Source organism: Allobosea sp. P5_A5 (genome assembly GCF_056400625.1).
On sequence record NZ_JBFUKY010000005.1, the window covers coordinates 246062 to 264080 of the forward strand.

At 65.2% G+C, this 18019-nt stretch carries 17 protein-coding genes; 11 read left to right on the forward strand and 6 right to left on the reverse strand.

Going from position 1 to position 18019, the window contains the following annotated elements; translation table 11 throughout:
* Positions 1 to 15 precede the first annotated feature (15 nt).
* From AC1DR6_RS12770 to AC1DR6_RS12785, 4 genes are all read right to left on the reverse strand, one after another.
* Positions 16 to 1527, reverse strand: coding sequence for a tripartite tricarboxylate transporter permease (locus AC1DR6_RS12770; RefSeq protein WP_476829610.1), 1512 nt, complete (start codon positions 1525 to 1527; stop codon positions 16 to 18).
* A gap of 19 nt (positions 1528 to 1546) precedes the next feature.
* The gene (locus AC1DR6_RS12775) at positions 1547 to 2035 is read right to left on the reverse strand and encodes a tripartite tricarboxylate transporter TctB family protein (RefSeq protein WP_476829611.1); all 489 of its coding nucleotides are present in this window, start codon (positions 2033 to 2035) and stop codon (positions 1547 to 1549) included.
* A 123-nt stretch (positions 2036 to 2158) separates the two neighbouring features.
* Positions 2159 to 3151, reverse strand: coding sequence for a Bug family tripartite tricarboxylate transporter substrate binding protein (locus AC1DR6_RS12780; protein ID WP_476829612.1), 993 nt, complete (start codon positions 3149 to 3151; stop codon positions 2159 to 2161).
* Positions 3152 to 3219: 68 nt separating this feature from the next.
* Positions 3220 to 4257, reverse strand: coding sequence for a 4-hydroxythreonine-4-phosphate dehydrogenase PdxA (locus AC1DR6_RS12785; RefSeq protein ID WP_476829613.1), 1038 nt, complete (start codon positions 4255 to 4257; stop codon positions 3220 to 3222).
* 130 nt (positions 4258 to 4387) lie between these two features.
* On the opposite strand from AC1DR6_RS12785, the gene AC1DR6_RS12790 reads away from it, so the two are divergent.
* Complete coding sequence (locus AC1DR6_RS12790) at positions 4388 to 5779, forward strand: flagellar biosynthesis protein FlgA (protein ID WP_476829614.1); 1392 nt, start codon at positions 4388 to 4390, stop codon at positions 5777 to 5779.
* 57 nt (positions 5780 to 5836) lie between these two features.
* Positions 5837 to 6511, forward strand: a complete 675-nt coding sequence (locus AC1DR6_RS12795; RefSeq protein ID WP_476829615.1) for a GntR family transcriptional regulator — start codon at positions 5837 to 5839, stop codon at positions 6509 to 6511.
* A gap of 77 nt (positions 6512 to 6588) precedes the next feature.
* Here the strand turns inward: AC1DR6_RS12795 and AC1DR6_RS12800 are convergent, their stop codons facing one another.
* Positions 6589 to 7395, reverse strand: a complete 807-nt coding sequence (locus tag AC1DR6_RS12800) for a GntR family transcriptional regulator (RefSeq protein WP_476829616.1) — start codon at positions 7393 to 7395, stop codon at positions 6589 to 6591.
* A 129-nt stretch (positions 7396 to 7524) separates the two neighbouring features.
* Here AC1DR6_RS12800 and AC1DR6_RS12805 point away from each other — a divergent pair, with 129 nt between their 5' ends.
* The 6 genes from AC1DR6_RS12805 to AC1DR6_RS12830 are packed head-to-tail and all read left to right on the forward strand — an operon-like array spanning position 7525 to position 15064.
* Positions 7525 to 8844, forward strand: a complete 1320-nt coding sequence (locus AC1DR6_RS12805; RefSeq protein WP_476829617.1) for a M20 family metallopeptidase — start codon at positions 7525 to 7527, stop codon at positions 8842 to 8844.
* 16 nt (positions 8845 to 8860) lie between these two features.
* On the forward strand, positions 8861 to 10417 hold the full coding sequence (locus AC1DR6_RS12810) for an ABC transporter substrate-binding protein (RefSeq protein ID WP_476829618.1): 1557 nt from the start codon (positions 8861 to 8863) through the stop codon (positions 10415 to 10417).
* Positions 10418 to 10438: 21 nt separating this feature from the next.
* Positions 10439 to 11386 carry an ABC transporter permease gene (locus tag AC1DR6_RS12815; protein ID WP_476829619.1) on the forward strand — a complete coding sequence of 316 codons (948 nt, stop codon included), beginning with the start codon at positions 10439 to 10441 and terminating at the stop codon, positions 11384 to 11386.
* Positions 11379 to 12203 (forward strand): ABC transporter permease, encoded by an 825-nt coding sequence (locus tag AC1DR6_RS12820; protein ID WP_476829620.1) that lies wholly within the window; start codon positions 11379 to 11381, stop codon positions 12201 to 12203. The genes AC1DR6_RS12815 and AC1DR6_RS12820 overlap by 8 nt, the downstream gene beginning before the upstream one ends.
* A 3-nt stretch (positions 12204 to 12206) precedes the next feature.
* The gene (locus AC1DR6_RS12825) at positions 12207 to 13826 is read left to right on the forward strand and encodes a dipeptide ABC transporter ATP-binding protein (RefSeq protein ID WP_476829621.1); all 1620 of its coding nucleotides are present in this window, start codon (positions 12207 to 12209) and stop codon (positions 13824 to 13826) included.
* A 17-nt stretch (positions 13827 to 13843) separates the two neighbouring features.
* Positions 13844 to 15064, forward strand: coding sequence for a M20 family metallopeptidase (locus AC1DR6_RS12830; protein WP_476829622.1), 1221 nt, complete (start codon positions 13844 to 13846; stop codon positions 15062 to 15064).
* An 85-nt stretch (positions 15065 to 15149) separates the two neighbouring features.
* Here the strand turns inward: AC1DR6_RS12830 and AC1DR6_RS12835 are convergent, their stop codons facing one another.
* Positions 15150 to 15593 carry a VOC family protein gene (locus AC1DR6_RS12835; RefSeq protein ID WP_476829623.1) on the reverse strand — a complete coding sequence of 148 codons (444 nt, stop codon included), beginning with the start codon at positions 15591 to 15593 and terminating at the stop codon, positions 15150 to 15152.
* Positions 15594 to 15790: 197 nt separating this feature from the next.
* Here AC1DR6_RS12835 and AC1DR6_RS12840 point away from each other — a divergent pair, with 197 nt between their 5' ends.
* The 3 genes from AC1DR6_RS12840 to AC1DR6_RS12850 all read left to right on the forward strand — a co-directional run bounded on the left by AC1DR6_RS12840 (position 15791) and on the right by AC1DR6_RS12850 (position 17980).
* A complete protein-coding gene (locus AC1DR6_RS12840) occupies positions 15791 to 16369 on the forward strand; it encodes a DNA-3-methyladenine glycosylase (protein WP_476829624.1) in 579 nt (192 codons plus the stop codon).
* 95 nt (positions 16370 to 16464) lie between these two features.
* Positions 16465 to 17541: an alpha/beta hydrolase gene (locus AC1DR6_RS12845; protein ID WP_476829625.1), complete on the forward strand. Its 1077-nt coding sequence runs from the start codon at positions 16465 to 16467 to the stop codon at positions 17539 to 17541.
* A 37-nt stretch (positions 17542 to 17578) separates the two neighbouring features.
* Positions 17579 to 17980, forward strand: coding sequence for a DUF3597 domain-containing protein (locus tag AC1DR6_RS12850; protein ID WP_476829626.1), 402 nt, complete (start codon positions 17579 to 17581; stop codon positions 17978 to 17980).
* Positions 17981 to 18019: the final 39 nt, after the last annotated feature.

Below are 18019 nucleotides of genomic sequence, written 5' to 3' on the forward strand. Positions count from 1 at the left end.
TGGCCTTCTCTGCCTTCAGCCGACACGCTCGCGACGAGGTGATCGTATCTGCCGCCAAGCGCTGCCCGCGAGCGGCATCAGCAGCAGGACGAGGCCGATGGCCATGAGCGTGGCAACCAGCGCGTTCGACCAGAAGATCGACAGCGAGCCCTGGCTGAAGATCATCGACTGGCGGAAAGCGTCCTCGGCCTTGTCGCCGATCACCATGGCGAGCACGAGCGGCGCGATCGGATAATCCAGTTTCTTGAACAGGTACCCCACGAGCCCGAAGACAAGCGCGAGCCAGATATCGAATTCGCGGCTGGCCGCCGTATAGGCGCCGATGAAACAGATCACGACGATGACCGGGCCGATGATCGAGAAGGGGATGCGCAGGATCGAGGCAAAAAGCGGCACCGTCGCCAGCACGATCACGACCGCCACGACATTGCCGAGATACATCGAGGCGATCAGCCCCCAGACGAAATCCGGCCGGTCTGTGAACAGCGTCGGGCCCGGATTGAGGCCCCAGATCATCAGCCCGCCCATCATTACGGCGGCGGTGGCCGAGCCGGGAATGCCGAGCGCCAGCATCGGCAGCATCGCGGCTGAGCCGGCGGCATGGTCGGCCGTCTCAGGCGCGATCACGCCTTCGGGCTCACCTTTTCCGAATTTCGACGGGTTGCGCGACGAGCGCTTCGCCATGGCGTAGCTCATGAAGGAAGCGGCCGTGGGCCCCCCCGGCGTGATGCCCATCCAGATGCCGATCAGCGATGAGCGCAACAGAGCGAGCCAGTAGTGCGGCAGCTTGGCGGCGGTCGTCACCACGTCGCGGATGCGGACCTTGGCGGCAACGCCCTCGAACTTCAGCCCCTCTTCCATGGTCAGGAGCAGCTCGCCGATGCCGAAGAGCCCGATGACCGCGATCAGGAAGCTGACGCCCGCGAGCAGCACGTCGTAATCGAAGGTGAGCCTCACATTGCCGGAGACCGAATCCATCCCGATGGTGGCCATGGCGAAGCCCATGCCCATCGACACGATGGTCTTGAAGGGGGACGCCCCGCCAAGCCCAATGAAGCTCGCGAAGGTCATGAAATAGACCGCGAAATATTCCGGCGACGAGAAGCGCAGCGCGAAGCTTGCGACCCAGCCGGACAGCAATGTGATGAGAATGACGCCGCAAAGCGCCCCGAAGCCGGCCGAGAGGAAGGCGAAGGACAGCGCCTCCGTGGCGCGTCCCTGCTTGGCCATCGGGTGACCGTCGAAGGTCGTTGCCACCGAGGACGGCTCGCCGGGGATATTGAACAGGATCGAGGTCGTGGACCCGCCAAACAGCGCGCCCCAATACAGTGAAGTCAGCAGGATGATCGCCGAGACGGGGTCCATCGAGAAGGTCAGCGGCAGCAGCAGCGAGACGCCGTTGGGCGCGCCGAGGCCGGGCAGGACGCCCACGAGCACGCCCAGCAGCACACCCGCCACCATCAGCAGAAGATGATGCGTCGTGAGCGCGACCGAGAAGCCGTGCATCAGGTTGGCGATGTTCTCCATGCCGGAAGCCGTGCTCTCTCTAGAGGCCAAGGAGGGGCTCGAGCGGCCCCTTCAGCAGCGCGATCTGGAAGAATTTTTCCAGCGACAGGTAGAAGAAGGCGGCGGTGATCAGAGCCGTCGAAAGGCTGGCGATCCAGCCATAGCCGCCCTGGAAGCGCATCGTGAAAACGAGATAGAGGATCGTCGCGACATACATGCCGAGCGTCACGCTCAGCAGCACGAACGCGGTAAGCGGCAACAGGAATGACAGGACGCGCCTGCCGCGCTCCGCGTCGAGGAAAGCCTCAGTCAGGGCTGCTCCGTCCGTCATCCGCTTGCCGGCGGTCAGCCCGAGCGTGCCGAGGCTCGCCAGCGCGATCAGCGACCCCGCATAAAAGGGAAAGGTGCCCGGCTGCGGCCCGGACGAATCCCAGCCGATGCCGAATTCCAGCGAGCCCTTCACGATGACGAGGCCAAAGACGAGCGTCAGAACCGCCATCGCGATCTCGGCCCAGAACCGGGTGATCATGGGGAGTTGGCTCCTTGCGGAAACGGCTAGAAACGCAGGGTTGTCAGGATAGGAGCGTCATCCCGGGCCAAGCCGGGATGACGCGTGTTTTCCGAAATGAACCGGAAAACCGGTCCCGCAATCCTACTTCGCGACCCAGCCTTCCTTCTCGAAGACCGTCCTGTTGGCGGCGTCGTCCTTGGCGATGAACTCGGCCAACTCGCTGCCCTTCATGAACTTCGCGGTCTGCGCCGTGCGCTGGACGAATTCGGTCCATTCCGGCGTCTTGCTGACCTTCTCCATCAGGTTGGCATAGTAGGTCACCGCATCGTCCGGCACGCCGGCCGGCAGCCAGACGGTGCGGGGCATGCGGAAGGATTCGATCGGGATCCCGGAAGCCTTGCAGGTAGGGATATCGCCCCAGCCCTTGCCCTCGAAGACGGCGTCGCTCTTGGCGAGCTTTTCCGGCGAGAACACGCAAAGCGGCTTCACCTGTCCGGCCTTCCACTGCCCGACATTCTCGTTGGGGTTGTTGACGTTGGAGTCGATATGCCCGCCGGCCAGTTGCACCGCCGCGGCGCTGCCGCCCTGGAACGGCACGTAGATCCATTTCACGCCGTTGGCGTCCTGGATCATCGAGGTCAGCGTCTGGTCGGTATCCTTGGACTGGCTGCCGCCCATCTTGAAGCCCATCGGCTTGGCCTTGACCGCCTCGACATAGCTCTTGGCGTCGGCATAGGGCGCATCGCCCTTGACCCAGAGCAGGAACTCGTCGAACGCCATTGCGGCGACGGGTGTGAGGTCGCTGACCTTGTAGCCGAGCTTAGCGACATAAGGCAGCAGATAGGCGTTATTGGTGCCGAAGATGACATGGGTCGGGTCGCCCTTGGCGCCCTTGCCGTAGACGAAGCCTTCCGCGCCCGAGCCACCGCCCTTGTTGACGACGACGATGGGCTGCTCCGCGAGCTTATGCTTGGTGATGATCGCCTGCACGAGACGGGCGAAATTGTCGGTGCCACCGCCTGCGCCGGACGTCACGATGAACTCGATCGGCTTGGTCGGCTCCCAGGCCTTGGCCACGGTCGCCCCGCAAAGCGCCACGCCCGCGATCACGGCTGATAGAATGGTGGTTTTCATTGTTTTCTCCCTGATTTTGATTTGAAAAGGGCCGCTCTTGCCGGCGGCTCCCAAATGAATGGCCTTGCTCAGGCCGCGGCGCGGGTCCCGGCCTTTCCGTCCTGTGTCATCTTGATGGCGAGCGAGAGCGCAGCCCGCGTCGCGCCGAGGTTCGCGATACCCTTGCCGGCGATCTCGTAGGCTGTGCCATGCGCCGGCGTGCAGATCGGGAAGGGGAAGCCGCCGATCAGCGTGACGCCGCGGTCGAAGCCGATCAGCTTCATCGCGATCTGTCCCTGGTCGTGATACATCGTCAGAACGGCGTCGAAATCGCCGTTCTTCGCCCGCAAGAACACAGTGTCGGAGGGGAAAGGCCCCTCGACCGTGAAGCCCTTGGCCTTGGCGGCCTGGACGGCGGGCTCGATCGTGTCGATCTCGTCACGTCCGAAATTGCCGCCGTCGCCCGCATGAGGATTGATGCCGGCGACCGCGATGCGCGGCGGCGAAAATCCGGCCGCGCGTAGATTGGCGTCGGCCAGCGTCAGTGCCCGCAGGATGCGCTCCTGCGTGATGTTCTGTGCCACTTCCGACAACGGAATATGCGATGTGACACGCGCATTCCAGAGCTTGTCGAGCACGTTGAATTCGCTTGCGGGGCCCTCAAAACCGATGGCATCGCGCACAAAACGGATCTCGTCGTCGTAACCGGGATAGGCGAAGCGCATCGCCGCCTTGTTGAAGGGCGTGAAGAACACGGCATCGGCCTGTCCTGACGCGGCGAACTGCAAAGCCCGTCGGAAATTCTGCGTGGCGGCCTTGCCGCCGGCAAGCGTCGCCTTGCCGCGCTGAAGGTCGGCGGGGTCGTGATTGGCGAGGTCGATGAAGACCGGGCGATCCGAGGCGACCGGAAGAGCGCCGCCATCCTGCACGAGCATGACATCCGGATCGACCCCTGAATCCGCGCTTCCGAGGTCCAGTAGGCGCTTGTCCCCGAACACGACGTAGCGGGCAGCATCGCGAAGATCGGCTTCGGCCAGAATCCGCGCCGTGAGCTCCGGGCTGATCCCGGACGGGTCGCCCATTGCGACCGCTATGACGGGTTTCACGGCCTTGTTCGGGTCGTTCATCGGCCGTGCTCCGTTGTCATTCCTGCCCTTTCGACTAGCACAGGCTTCGAAACGCGACAAGTATGCTGTATGCAGCATAACGAGAGACGCCCGATGTCCGATGGGGCAGCGGGTCGAACGGGAGACGCCGATGAATTTCCATGCGCATTACGCCGGCATCAAACAGCCGATCGAAACCTGCCTGATCGGTAGCGGGAGTTTCGGCCGGAGCTATCTGGCGCAGTCTCGTCGGACGGCTCTGATCGAGGCCCGCATCGCCGTCGATGTGACCGCCGACGCGGCTGTCGCCGCTTTCCTCGCCGCCGGATACGAGCCGGCGCTGGTGATGGCCTGCGAAACACCCGAGGCGGCGAAACGCGCCTGGGATGCGGGGCTTTGCGTGGCGGCCGGCAGGCTTGACAGCGTGATCGGCCTGCCATTCGCGCTGCTGGTCGAGGCGACCGGCAGCCCCGAGGCCGCAACCCGTCACAGCCTCGCGGCGATCGAGGCGAAGCGGCATGTCGCGCTGGTCTCGAAGGAGGCCGACAGCGTGGTCGGTCCAGGCCTCGCCCATCTCGCCCGCGAGCGCGGCGTCGTGGTCACACCCGTCGACGGCGACCAGCCGAGCCTGCTGATCGGGCTTGCGAGCTGGGCCGAGGTCTTGGGGCTCGACATCGTCGCTGTCGGCAAATCCAGCGAATACGACTTCGTATTCGACCCCGCTTCAGGCGCGGTCGCTTGCAACGGGGAGACGCGGCATCTGCCGGCGCTCGCCGATTGCTGGCTCCCCGGCGAGCGCTCAGTCGTCGAAGCTGCCGCCGAGCGCGCCCGTATCCTCGGCAGCGCCTTCCCGTTGCGCGCCGTTCCGGATCTTTGCGAGATGGTCCTTGTCGCCAATGCGCTCGGCTTCACGGTCGATGTCGCCGGCTTTCACGCTCCACCTGCGCGTATCCCGGAAATCGCCGACCTGTTCTCGCAGGCGGGCGAAGGCGGCCTTCTGGCGGGACCTCGCCGGATCGATGTCTTTCATCATCTGCGGCTCGCGGAGGAGGCAAGCTTCGCCGGCGGCGTCTTCATCGTCGTGCGCTGCGACAATGCCGAGAGCTGGGAGATGCTGGCCGGCAAGGGACATGTCGTCAGCCGCGACGCCCGCCATGCCGCGCTTTATCTTCCGCGCCATCTCCTGGGTGTCGAGGTCGCGACGTCTCTGCTCGACGCCGCCGGTCTAGGCCGCTCGGGCTATGGCGAGGATTACCGCCCGCGACAGGAGCTCGTAGCCGTCCCCACCCGCGACCTCAACGCCGGGACGACCTTGTCCATGGGCGGTCACCACCACAGCATCGCCGATGTCGGCGCCGAAATTCGTCCGGCCGGACCGCTTTCGGCGGAAGCGCCGGCTCCGTTCTACCTCGTCGCCAACCGAAATCTGGTCCGGCCGGTGGCGGCGGGCGAGGCGATCCGGCTGGCCGATGTCGAAATCCCCGCGGATTCGGACTTGCTGGCGATGCGCCGCCGGCAGGACTCGCTGTTCTTCCCGGTTTGACAGGGCAGCGATGACCTGACGTAAAACAGACCCGTAGGCTGGAGCGACGATGTGACCATGACCGAGGCGCTCGGAGACATCATCCGCATCACGCCGCGACGCACCCTTCACGAAGAGGTGCTGGAGCGTCTGCGCGACATGATCATCGAAGGCCGGCTCGAGCCGGGGCAGCGCATCAACGAGGGCCTGGTGGGCGCGCAGCTCGGCGTCTCCCGCACGCCGTTGCGGGAGGCGATCAAGTCGCTCGCCAGCGAGGGGCTGGTCGAGATGCAGCCGACCAAGGGCGCGGTGGTGCGAAAGCTGAGGGCGAGCGATCTCCGTCAGATCCTCGAGGTGCTGACCTCGCTGGAGCAGCTCGGCGGGCGGCTGGCCTGCGCGCAGGCCTCCGACGAGACGATCCAGGCTCTCGCTGCCCTTCATGCGCAAATGATGGAGCTTTACGCGCAGCGCAACCGGCTGGAATATTTCAAGCTCAACCAGGCGATCCATACCGCGATCGTCGCTGCATCCGGAAACACGGTGCTGACCGAGATGCACGAGACGCTGCAGGCCCGCATCAAGCGCCTGCGCTTCGTCGGGAACGAGGGGCCGGTGAAATGGGCCGGTGCTGTCGCCGAGCACGAGGAGATGATGGCGGCGCTCGCAAAACGGGACGGCGATGCGCTGGCGGAGGCGATCGGGCGCCATATGGCCCATACGCTGACGCGCGTGGCCGACAGCGTCAGCCCCTGACCTGGCCGGCTTCGCCGTGAGCGGCGATCCCAGAGCAGTGAAGACCGCCCGCGCGCGCCGCCTTGTTCGACGTCAGCTCAGCGGATTTCGTTGACGTAGGCGTGGGCCGACGTCGTGGCGCGATGGACGCCGAGAATGGTGGGGGTCCCCGCCTGATCGTAAGCGACCTCGTCGATGGCGAGAACCGCCTCGCGGCCGGGCAGATGGAGCAAGGCGATGTCCTCCTCCGTGGCGAGGTCGGCGGTAATCTGCTCGCGGACAGCCGAAATGCGGATGCCGTAGCGCTCCAGCAGATGGAGATAAAGCAACGGGGGCAGCTCAGTGGCTTCGCTCGGCCAGCCGGGTAACCGATCCGCAGACAGCACCAGCCTGTCGTGCATCACAGGCCGGCCGTCGGCATGCCGGATGCGGTGAATCAGGATCACGTTGCCGGTCTTGAGCTGCAGGGCCAGTGCCTGTGCTGGCGTCGGCGACGAGACGGTCATGCTCAAAAATTGACTGGTCGAGCGGACCAGACTGCCATCCGCCCGATGCAAGCGAAAATACTGGAAGAAGAAGCGCAGGCTGTGATGGGGCGTGCGGCCGGTCACCACCGTGCCCGTCTTTCGGCGCCGCGTCAGCAGCCCTTCCGCGACCAGATCGCTCATCGCCCGGCGCACGGTCCCGACAGCGATTCCGAAGCCGCCGGCGAGAACCGTTTCGTTTGGCAGCACCATCCCCGGCGGCCATTCGCCGACCAAGATCGCCTCCGACATGTGCCGCTTGACCCGCTCGTAAAGCGGGGACGTTTCGCCGGCACCAAACCGTGGCAGCACGGGCGCGCCAGCCGCCATGCCTTTTCCATCGGCAACGGGCGTCGCTTTTTTGGCATTGACAGGCAGCATGCGGTCCAGTCCTATTTCTATATAGTTTATATGAATGTTGGAGGATGGCCAGATGGCCCGCCCGGTCGCTGCAAATTCAGTGCTCCATTGCAGATCGACCCTGCGCGCGACAAGCGCGGCGACGTCGCGATGACGACGACGCACATGTCTCTCGGTCATGCGGACCTGCTGACGCGAAGCGATGAATGGATCGCGGCGCAGGTCGAAGACGCCGTTATCGATCTTGGCCGGATGATCGCGATCGACACGTCGTTTCCGCCGGGCCGGGGCTATGACGGTTTCGCAGGCCTGATGGAAGAACTGGTCGCGCCGCTTGGACTGCAGACCGAACGGGTGACGGTGCCCGAAGCTTTGTGGCGCGTCCCCCACTCTCCCGCGGACGGTGCGCGCACCAATCTGATCGCCGCGCGACGCACCGGCAAGCCCGTCTGCGGCCTGTATTTCCACGTCGACACCGTGCCGCCCGCCGAGGGCTGGACAACCGACCCGTTCCGCCTCGGACGCGACGGCGAGAGCCTGACCGGGCTCGGCGCCGCCGATATGAAAGGCTGCATCGCCGCCGTCCTGCTGGCCCTGCGTGCGGCGGATGCCTGCGGCATCCCCCTCGCCTACGATCCGATGCTGCTGCTGTGCACCGACGAGGAGGGCGGGCTTTATCCCGGCATCCGGTATCTTGCCGAGCAGAACCGTCTCGAAGGCCATATCCTCAATTTCAACGGCAGCGCGGAGCCGCGCATCTGGGCCGGCTGCTTCGGCCTGTTCAACCTGCTCGTGCGCGTTCATGGGCAGGCGGTTCATGCCGGCGAGGGCAATCGTCTCGGCCTCGGCCATAGCGCGATCGACGGCTCGCTGCCGCTGCTCAATGCGCTGGCGGCTTTGAAGGCCCGCGTCAGCTCGCGTGCCTCGGCCTTGCCGCCGCCGCCCGGCAAGGCCGTGCTGACCGCACAGCTCAACATCGCCACGATCAAGGGCGGCACCGCCGGCGGGCAGGTCCCGGCCCTGCTCGAGCTGACGCTCAACCGGCGCTATACGCCGGAAGAGACTTTCGAGCAGGCGCTGTCGGAAATCGAGGATACGGTGCGGCGCGCCGTCTCGTCCGTCACCGGGTTGATCGTCGAGATCGCGCTGGTCGGGCATCTGGCGCCGACCGATGATCCAGGCGGGCCGCATTGGCCGCGCTGGCAGGCCGCCGTCGGCGCAGGCTTCGGCTACGCGCCGGAGGAGTTCCGCCGCTGGGGCGCGGCAAGCTGTTCCGATTTCGGCTGGGTCCAGCGTGCGACCGGCCGCAGCGAGGTTCTGCTCGGGGGTCTCGGGCGGCCGTCGCGCAACATCCATGCCCCGGGCGAACACACGACGATCAGCGACATCGCCTCGCTGGCGCAATCCGTCCTGAGATATCTCGCCGCCGATTTCCGGCCCGACATCAATCCCGACCTGAACCCGTCCTGAGCCGAAGGAGCGTCCCATGCCGAGCAGCATCCATCGCCGCGATTTCCTCGCCGCTTCCGCCGCTCTGAGCGGTCTTGCCCTGTCGGGCGTCCCGGCCTTCGGGCAAGCGCCCCGCCGTGGCGGCACGCTGCGCGTCAGCGTCGACCAAGCCGTTTCGAAGCTGAACCCGCTCCAGAGCCGGGTGAACCCGGAATACCTCGTGGCGGAGCTGCTTTATTCCAACCTGACCCGCGTCAAGGTCGATATGAGCGCCGAGCCAGACCTAGCCGAATCCTGGACGAGCTCGCCCGATCTGACGGAGTGGACCTTCATCCTGCGCAAGGGGCTGAGCTTCCATGACGGCTCGAGCTGCACGGCAGCGGATGTGGTCGCAACGTTCGAGGCCATCCTCGACGCCAAGACGGCCTCGCCCGCGCGCCAGAATGTCGGGCCGATCAGCAAGGTCGTGGCCAAGGACGATTCCACCATCGTCTTCACGCTCTCGGCGCCCTTCGCCGACCTGCCGGTGACCCTGGCCTACAACAACGCCAAGATCATCCCGGCTGCCGTCATCAAGGGCGGGCTGGAGAAGCTCGACCGGCAGGCCATTGGCACCGGGCCCTTCAAGCTCGTCTCGTTCGAGCCGGAGCGGCAGGTCGTGGTCGCGCGCAACGAGGCTTATTACGACAAGGGGCGCCCCTATCTCGACCGCATCGAGGTGCTGGTCTTCCCGGACGTCAGCGCCGAGGCTTCCGCGCTGATCGCGGGCGATACCGACCTGCTCAGCACCACGCCGCCAACGGAGTTCGGCCGGCTTCAGAAGGCTTCGGGCGTCAAGCCGCTGCGGCTACCTTCCGGGCAGTTCTGCAACGTCAATTTCGGCTGCGACCAGAAGCCGTTCAACGATGTTCGCGTTCGTCAGGCGCTGGCGCTCACGGTCGACCGCGAAGCGATGGTCGATTTCGTGACGGAAGGCTTCGGCTCGCCCGGCAACGACACTCCGCTGAACCCTGCCTATCGCTTCTATACCGACCAGCCGGCCAAGAAGGCCGATATCGCCAAGGCCAAGGCTTTGCTCACCGAGGCCGGCTATCCGAGGGGGCTGGAGGCGACCCTGATCGCTTCGGACCGTCCGGGCCAGCGCACGCAGCTCGCCGTCGCGCTGCGTGAGATGGCCAAGCCGGCCGGCTTCGACATCAAGGTCGAGACCATGCCGCATGCGACCTATCTCGACCAGGTCTGGAAGAAGGGCTCCTTCTATGTCGGCTTCTACAACATGCAGGCGACCGCCGACGCCATCTTCTCGCTGCTCTACACCTCCAACGCCGCCTGGAACGAGACGCGCTGGAACAACGCCGCCTTCGACAAGGTCGTCTTCGAGGCGCGCTCCACGGTCGACGAAACCAAGCGGCGTGCGCTCTACGCGCAGGCGCAGAAGCTGATGTATGACGAGGTGCCCTCGATCATCCCGGCCTTCTTCGATCTGCKGGCCGGCCAGCGCGACTGGGTCGAAGGCTACCAGCTCCACCCGCGCGGCTCGATCTACCGGCTAGACTACGTCTCGCTCGGCGCCAACGCGCCGAAGCGCGGCTGAGCGAAAAGCGGGCAAGCCAGCATGTCGCCGGCCTATCTCCTCAAGCGCGTCCTGCTGATCGGCTACACGCTGCTCGTCGTGTCGCTGATCGTCTTCGCGATCACCCAGGTCCTGCCGGCGGACGCCGCCGTCATGATGCTGGGCGAGAACGCGACGCCGGACGCGCTGGCGGCCGTGCGGGCCAGAATGGGGCTGAACGACCCGATCTGGATGCAATATCTGCATTGGTTGGGCGGTGTCCTCCACGGCGATTTCGGCGTCTCGATGCGGACGGGACAACCGGTGGCACCGGCCATGCTGGAGGCGCTCGGCCGCTCGCTGCTGCTCGCTTTGTTCTCGATCGTGCTGATGCTGACGGTGGCGATCCCGCTCGGCATCGTCGGGGCGGTGCGCCGGGGCAAGGCGGCCGACCTCGGGGTCAGCTTCCTGTCCTATATCGGCGTTTCGCTGCCGGAATTCGTCACAGCGACAGTGTTCGTGCTGGTGTTCGCAGACTGGCTGCAATGGCTCCCGGCGACAGGCTATGTCCCGTTGACCGAGGACCCCATGCAGGGGCTGAAGCACCTTGTCCTGCCGGTGCTGACCGTCTCGATGATCCTGATCGCGCATGTCTCCCGCATGGTGCGCTCGGAACTCGTCGATGTGCTGCATTCGGATTACATCCGCGCCGCCCGGCTCAAGGGCCTCTCGAAGCGGCAGGTGCAGTTCAAGCATGCCCTGCGCAACGCGCTGCTGCCGACCATCACCATCGTCGCGCTCGATGTCGGCTACCTGCTCGGCGGCGTCATCGTGGTGGAGGAGATCTTCGCCCTGCCCGGCATCGGCCGCCAGCTCATCGTGGCGATCCAGGCGCGCGACCTGCCCTCGATCCAGGCCGGCGCGCTCATCATGGCGACGACCTATGCCGTCGCCAATTTCCTCGCCGACATCTGTTATGCCTGGCTCGACCGGAGGATCCAGTATGACTGAGATCCTCAAGCGGATGCTGCGCTCGCCCCAAGGCGCGCTTGGCCTGGTCATCGTCGGCTTGATCCTGCTCGTCGTGGTCGCCGGGCCATGGTTCGCGCCTTATGATCCCGAGAAGATGGCGCCGCTGATGCGCTACAAGACTCCGAGCGCGCAGTTCTGGCTCGGGACGGACCAGTATGGCCGCGACATCCTGAGCCGGCTGCTGCACGGCGCCCGGGCCACCGTCGTCCTGGCCATTCTGGCGACGGCGCTCGGCACGCTGGTCGGCGCCGTCATCGGCACCGTCTCGGCCTTTCTCGGCGGTCGCAGCGATGAGGCGATCATGCGCACGGTCGACGCGATCATGTCGATCCCCAGCCTGTTGCTAGCGCTGCTGATCGTGAACCTGCTCGGCAAGAGCAGCCTGAACGCTTTGCTCGCCATCGCGCTCGCCTTTGCGCCGGGCATGGCGCGGGTGACGCGCTCGGTCGCGCTTGCCGTGCGCAAGCAGGACTACGTCAATGCCGCGATCGCGCGCGGCGAGGGCGCCGGCTTCATCGTGCTGCGCGAGATGCTGCCGAACGTGATCGCGCCGATCGTCGTCGAGATGACGATCCGCGTCGCCTTTGCTGTGATGCTGTTCGCGACGCTCTCCTTCCTCGGTTTGGGCGCGCAGCCGCCGGCTTCCGAATGGGGGCTCATGGTCGCCGAAGCGCGCCGCTTCATGCATCTGAGCCCCTGGATGATCTTGTGGCCGAGCCTCGCGGTCGCGCTCGTCGCCATCGGGTTCAACCTGCTCGGCGACGGCTTGCGCGACGCGCTCAATCCGAGGACCTGAGCGATGAGCACGATCCTCGATATCGCCAGCTACAGCCTGGATTACGCGACACCGACGGGTTTCACGCGCGCGCTCGACAATGTCAGCCTGCCGATCGCGAAAGGCGAGGTGCTCGGCCTGGTCGGCGAGTCCGGCTCCGGCAAAACCTCGCTCGCCTGGGCGATCATGCGGTCGCTGCCGACGACTGCCCGGGAAACGGGCAGCATCGGGCTGACGGGGCATGATCTGCTCAAAGCCTTGCCGGCCGAGATCGACGCGATCCGCGGCCGGCGTATCGGCATGGTCTTCCAGGATCCGAGCACCTCGCTCAACCCGACCCTGCCGCTTGGCGAGCAGCTCGCGGAGGTCCTTGTCCGGCATCGCGGCCTGACGAGAAAGCAGGCCTGGGCCGAGGGCGAGGCGCGGCTTGCCCTCGTCGGGCTGAAGTTGCCCCGAGAGATGATGCGGCGCTATCCGCACGAAGCGTCCGGCGGCGAAAAGCAGCGCGTCGTCATCGCCACCGCCTTCGCCTGCCAGCCCGAATGCATCATCTTCGATGAGCCGACCACGGCGCTCGATGTCATCACCGCGCGGCAGATCCTCGAACTGTTCAAGGAACTGCAGGAAGAAACCGGCGTCGCCTCGCTTTATATCTCGCATGACCTCGCGCTGGTCTCGCAGATCGCGACCAGGGTCGCTGTCATCCATCGCGGTCGGATCGTCGAGCAGGGTGCCGTAGGCGAGGTCTTCGCCAGGCCTCGTGACAGCTACACCCGGACGCTGCTGGCCGCCGTACCGCGGCCGGACCACAGGCTGGTCGAGACGCAGGCTCCCGAAAAGGGGCCGGCTCTGGTCGAGGTCGAGAAGGTTAGCGTCCGCTACGGACGCAAGCCCTTTCTCGGCGGCCTGCTCGGCCGCGCGGACACCCAGTTCACCGGCAATCGCGAGGTCAGCCTTTCGGTGATGCCGGGCGAGATTCTCGGCATCGTCGGCGAATCCGGCTCCGGCAAATCGACCCTCGCCAAAGCGATGACGGGGCTGAACTCGTTCGAGGGCGAGATCCGCTTCGCCGGCCGGTGCATTACAGGGCTCGGTGACATGGACCGCGCCTATCGCCGCGACGTGCAGATCATCTTCCAGCACCCGGATTCCTCGCTCAATCCGCGCCATCGCATTCGCGAGATCCTGTCGCGGCCGCTGGCGCTCTATGGCGAGCCGGGCGCGCGCAAGGACGCCGCACGGATTGGCGAGCTGCTGGAACAGGTGCGCCTGCCGGCCGCCTATGCCGAGCGCTACCCGCACCAGCTTTCCGGCGGTGAAAAGCAACGCGTCGCCATCGCACGGGCCTTCGCCTCGAAGCCGAAGCTGGTGATCTGCGACGAGATCACCTCGGCGCTCGACGTCTCCGTGCAGGCGTCCGTGGTCGAGCTGCTGGTCGATCTCCAGAGGCGCTTCGGAACGGCCTATCTCTTCATCACCCATGATCTGAACCTGGTGCGCCAGATCGCCCACCGGGTCGCGGTGATGTATCGCGGCGACCTCGTCGATCTCGTCGATGTCGCGACGCTCTCGACCGGCCCCCTCCATCCCTACACCCAATCCCTGCTTGCTGCCGTGCCCGCCCCGGCGACGGCTGCCGCTTGATGCCAGAGGCCATACGCATGAACCCGCGCGACCTGATCCATTCGCTCGACGAGACCGCCTGCCTCGCGCTCCTTTCGGACTGGGCCAAGCACAAGAGCTATTCGGAGACCGAGGGCGAGAAGGTGCTCGTCCATCATGTCGTGGATCAGATGCAGGCGATGGGCCTCGAGGCCGAGGCGCAATCCTTCGACGAAGGCCGCCGCGCCAATGCCATCGGCCGCTGGAAGGGCATGGGCGGCGGCAAAAGCCTGCTGTTCAACGGCCATCTCGACACCAACCCGGCGACCGAGGGCTGGACCGTCGATCCCTGGGGCGGATTGGTCGACGACGACTTCATCTACGGCATCGGCGTCTCCAACATGAAGGCGGGCGACGCGGCTTATTATTGCGCGGTCAAGACGCTGATCGATGCCGGCGTGACACTAAAGGGCGACGTGATCCTGACATTCGTCGTCGGCGAGCTGCAAGGCGGCGTCGGCACCGTTGCCGCGATCCGAAACGGCATCCGCGCCGATTATTTCGTCAACAGCGAACCCACGGACCTGCAGGCCGTGACCATGCATGCCTGCGCCTTTTCCTTCGTCATCGAACTTATCGGCAATACCCGCCATCTCTCCAAGCGCGAGCAGGCCACCGACGCCATCATGGCCGCCTGCGATCTCGTTCCGCGGCTCAATGCGATGACTTTTTCGGGCGCCCGCTCGCCCGAGCATGAATCGATCAACCGCGTCCATGTCGGCGTCGTCCACGGCGCGCTCGGCAAGGAGCTTCACGAATGGCGCGCCCCGCAGGTCGCCGATTACTGCAAGCTCAAGGGCTCCGGCCGTTATGCGCCCGGACAGACGCAAGAAGGGGCGCTTGCCGACATGAAGCGGGAGCTTGCCGCGCTGGAAGAGCGTTTCCCCGGGCTGAAGACGTCGATCCGTATCGAGAAGAAGGAAGGCCACCAGTCGATGCCGGCCTTCGAGGTCGCCAAGGACGCCCGCATCGTGAAGACCGTCAACGCGGCCTACCAAGCCGTGCGCGGCGAGACGCAGCCGACCGGCGCGATCACGCCTCCGGGCTTTTTCGGCACCGATGCCGGACATCTCTACGCCGAAGCCGGCATGGAGGGCATCGTCTGCGGGCCGGGCGGGCGCTACAACACCATGCCCGACGAGCGCGTCGAGATCCGCGATTTCCTCGATATGATTCGGATCTACATGCTGACGATCCTGGACATCTGCGAAGTCGCTTGAATTCGCTTGCAGGGTTCGGCGCTATGCCGAGCGGGTCGCCAGCTGCCGGCCTTGCAAGCCGGCGGCGGGCTTGCGCCGGCCGGCTTCAGCCCTGCGGTTTCCAGCCGGCCGACGGCATCGTATTGATCATCCAGGGGATGCCGAACTTGTCGACCAAAGACCCGAAACCGGGTGACCAGAAGGTCTCCCCGAACGGCATCGACGCCTTGCCCCCTTCCGACAAGGCATCGAACCAGCGCTGGCCCTGAGCCTTGTCCGTGCTGTGCAAGGTGACGTCGAAGCCGTTCTTCGGCTTTTCGATATTCGGCGCCCAGCCCGAATCCATATCGGCACCCATGAGAGCCTGATCGCCGACCTCGAGCCAGCAATGCATCAGCCAGCCGGCGTATTTCTCGCCGCTGACCGGCATGCCTGGCGGGGCGTTGGCATAGGAAATCGCTGTCGTGATCTTGCCGCCGAGAACCTGCGCGTAGAACTCGAACGCCTCGCGGCACTGTCCCTGAAAGCTAAGGCTGGTCACGATCTTCATGGTCGTCTCCCCTTCGTCAGCAGCCATTTCAGCGGCAACGTCGCTGCGGTCACCCGTTGTTTACAGTTGATATCAACATATATCCTGGCGTGATTGTCAATCGGTCGATCCGGTGCGCATGCCGTGCCATCTTGCGCGTCGCTGGCGTTGGCCGGCATTCGTGATCCGCTCAAGAGACGTTCAGGAGCTTCGGGAAGTTGACACCGACTGGACCCAAAGACATCGACGCCCTCGATCTCGCACAGCGCCTGATCGGCGCGCTCCTGCTCGTCGATGGCGTCGGCGGGACGATCGTCGAGACGGAAGCCTATCTGCGCGACGACCCCGCCTCTCACAGCTTTCGCGGGATGACGCCCGCCAACGCGGCGATGTTCGGCCCGGCCTGGCAGAGTTACGTCTATCGCTCCTATGGCCTGCACTGGTGCTTCAACATCGTGGCCGCCCATCAAGGCGCGGTGTTGATCCGAGCGCTGGTGCCGGGTTTCGGACTGGACGACATGATTGCGCGCCGAGGCAGGAGCGAGGATTTATGCTCCGGCCCCGGCCGCCTCGCACAGGCGTTGGGCCTCAGCGCGGCGCATAACGGCATGAGCCTTTTCCAGCCCCCTTTCACTTTGGCTTTGCCTGAGACCGCGCCGATGATTATTCGCGGACCCCGGATCGGCATTTCCAAAGCCAAGGACCAGCCTTGGCGCTTCGGACTGGCCGGCTCGCCGCATGTGAGCCGGCCTTTCGCGCGAAGCGAGGCATCGCCGAACGAGCAGCGCTTCGACTGACCGTCGCGCCATCGTCATCGCCGGGTCATGAGCGGAGGGGAACATCGACGGGCCGGGGGAGGTTATGTCGGCAGTTTCTCCCATCAGGATCCTTCATGACCTTCAGTCTCCGTACAGCTTCGCTCGCCCTTATGCTGGCCACCAGCGCGATGACGCCCGCTTTTGCACAAACCCAGCCCGCACCGGCAGCGGCCGCTCAGGCGACCGCGCCCAAGCCCGACGCCGACATGGCCGAGGTGCTCGCCGTACTTGCGGGACTGGGCGGCAAGCCGATCGAGACGCTGGAGCCGAGCGAGGCGCGCAAACAGCCGACGCCGACCGACGCGGTCATGAAGATCATCAAGGACAAGAACATCAAGGCCGACCCGCATGCCGGCCTGAAGGTTTCGAACCAGCATTTCGCCGACATGGGCAATCTGCGCCTGCGCTGGTATGTGCCGGAGAACGCGACGAAGGACTCCAAGCTCCCGATCGTGGTCTATTTTCGCGGCGGCGGCTGGGTGATCGCCGATCTCGACGTGTACGATGCTTCGCCGTCGGCGCTTGCCCGCAAAACAGGCGCCGCCGTCGTGTCCGTCGATTATCCGCTCGCCCCGGAGAAGAAGTTTCCGGCCGCGCATGACGAGGCGATCGAGGCCTACAAATATGTCCTGAAGAACGCGGAAGGGTGGGGCTACGATCCGAGCAAGATCGCGATCGTCGGCGAGAGCGCCGGCGGCAATCTCGCGATCAATACCGCAATCGCCGCGCGCGACCAGAACCTGACCAAGCCTCTGACGGTCGTCGCGGTTTACCCCGTCGCCAGCAACGATCTCAACACGCCGTCGGAGAAGCAGAACGCCGATGCGAAGCCGCTGAACCGGGCGATGATGGAGTGGTTCTTCAAATACGTGCCGAACAGCGACGCCGACAAGAACGACCCCCGGCTCAATCTCGTCGCGGCCAATCTGAAGGGCCTGCCGCCGACGACCGTGATCAACGCCGAGATCGATCCGCTGAAATCGGATGGTGACATGATCGTCGAAAAGCTGAAGGCTGCGGGCGTCGACACCACGCATCAGCTCTATACCGGCGTCACCCACGAGTTCTTCGGCATGGACGCCGTCGTTGCCAAGGCAAAGGAAGCTCAGGACTTCGCCGCAGCCCAGATCAAGAAGGGCTTCGGCTCTTAATCATCACCAACTCAATTTTCAGCCAGGGAGCAAACACATGGGCATTTTCGATTCCATCAAGAAGGCAATCTTCGGTGAGGCCAAGGCGCAGACACCGGCCGGCGGCGCGTCCGCGCCGTCCGGCGGGGCGCCGGATGGTGCTCCGGCTTCGGCCGGCAGCACGTCTGGTACCGCGACCCAATCGGTCGATGTCGCGCCGATCCTCGACAAGGCGGTGCAGGATAGCGGGCAGCAGCTGAACTGGAAGACCTCGATCGTCGATCTGCTCAAGGCGCTGAAGCTCGACAGCAGCATGACCGCGCGCAAGGAGCTCGCTCACGAGCTCGGCTACACCGGGGACACCAACGACTCGACGACCATGAACGTCTGGCTGCACAAGGCGGTCATCAAGAAGCTGTCGGAGAACGGCGGCAAGGTGCCGGCCGATTTGCTCGATTGAGCACTTCGCATCGGTAGGCGATCTGAAACCCGGCAGCTT

Excerpts from the sequence above, each read along its gene's own strand:
- AC1DR6_RS12770 (WP_476829610.1), bottom strand. The coding sequence starts at position 1,527 with ATGGAGAACATCGCCAACCTGATGCACGGCTTCTCGGTCGCGCTCACG.
- AC1DR6_RS12775 (WP_476829611.1), bottom strand. The coding sequence starts at position 2,035 with ATGATCACCCGGTTCTGGGCCGAGATCGCGATGGCGGTTCTGACGCTC.
- AC1DR6_RS12780 (WP_476829612.1), bottom strand. The coding sequence starts at position 3,151 with ATGAAAACCACCATTCTATCAGCCGTGATCGCGGGCGTGGCGCTTTGC.
- AC1DR6_RS12785 (WP_476829613.1), bottom strand. The coding sequence starts at position 4,257 with ATGAACGACCCGAACAAGGCCGTGAAACCCGTCATAGCGGTCGCAATG.
- AC1DR6_RS12790 (WP_476829614.1), top strand. The coding sequence starts at position 4,388 with ATGAATTTCCATGCGCATTACGCCGGCATCAAACAGCCGATCGAAACC.
- AC1DR6_RS12795 (WP_476829615.1), top strand. The coding sequence starts at position 5,837 with ATGACCGAGGCGCTCGGAGACATCATCCGCATCACGCCGCGACGCACC.
- AC1DR6_RS12800 (WP_476829616.1), bottom strand. The coding sequence starts at position 7,395 with ATGCTGCCTGTCAATGCCAAAAAAGCGACGCCCGTTGCCGATGGAAAA.
- AC1DR6_RS12805 (WP_476829617.1), top strand. The coding sequence starts at position 7,525 with ATGACGACGACGCACATGTCTCTCGGTCATGCGGACCTGCTGACGCGA.
- AC1DR6_RS12815 (WP_476829619.1), top strand. The coding sequence starts at position 10,439 with ATGTCGCCGGCCTATCTCCTCAAGCGCGTCCTGCTGATCGGCTACACG.
- AC1DR6_RS12820 (WP_476829620.1), top strand. The coding sequence starts at position 11,379 with ATGACTGAGATCCTCAAGCGGATGCTGCGCTCGCCCCAAGGCGCGCTT.
- AC1DR6_RS12825 (WP_476829621.1), top strand. The coding sequence starts at position 12,207 with ATGAGCACGATCCTCGATATCGCCAGCTACAGCCTGGATTACGCGACA.
- AC1DR6_RS12830 (WP_476829622.1), top strand. The coding sequence starts at position 13,844 with ATGAACCCGCGCGACCTGATCCATTCGCTCGACGAGACCGCCTGCCTC.
- AC1DR6_RS12835 (WP_476829623.1), bottom strand. The coding sequence starts at position 15,593 with ATGAAGATCGTGACCAGCCTTAGCTTTCAGGGACAGTGCCGCGAGGCG.
- AC1DR6_RS12845 (WP_476829625.1), top strand. The coding sequence starts at position 16,465 with ATGACCTTCAGTCTCCGTACAGCTTCGCTCGCCCTTATGCTGGCCACC.
- AC1DR6_RS12850 (WP_476829626.1), top strand. The coding sequence starts at position 17,579 with ATGGGCATTTTCGATTCCATCAAGAAGGCAATCTTCGGTGAGGCCAAG.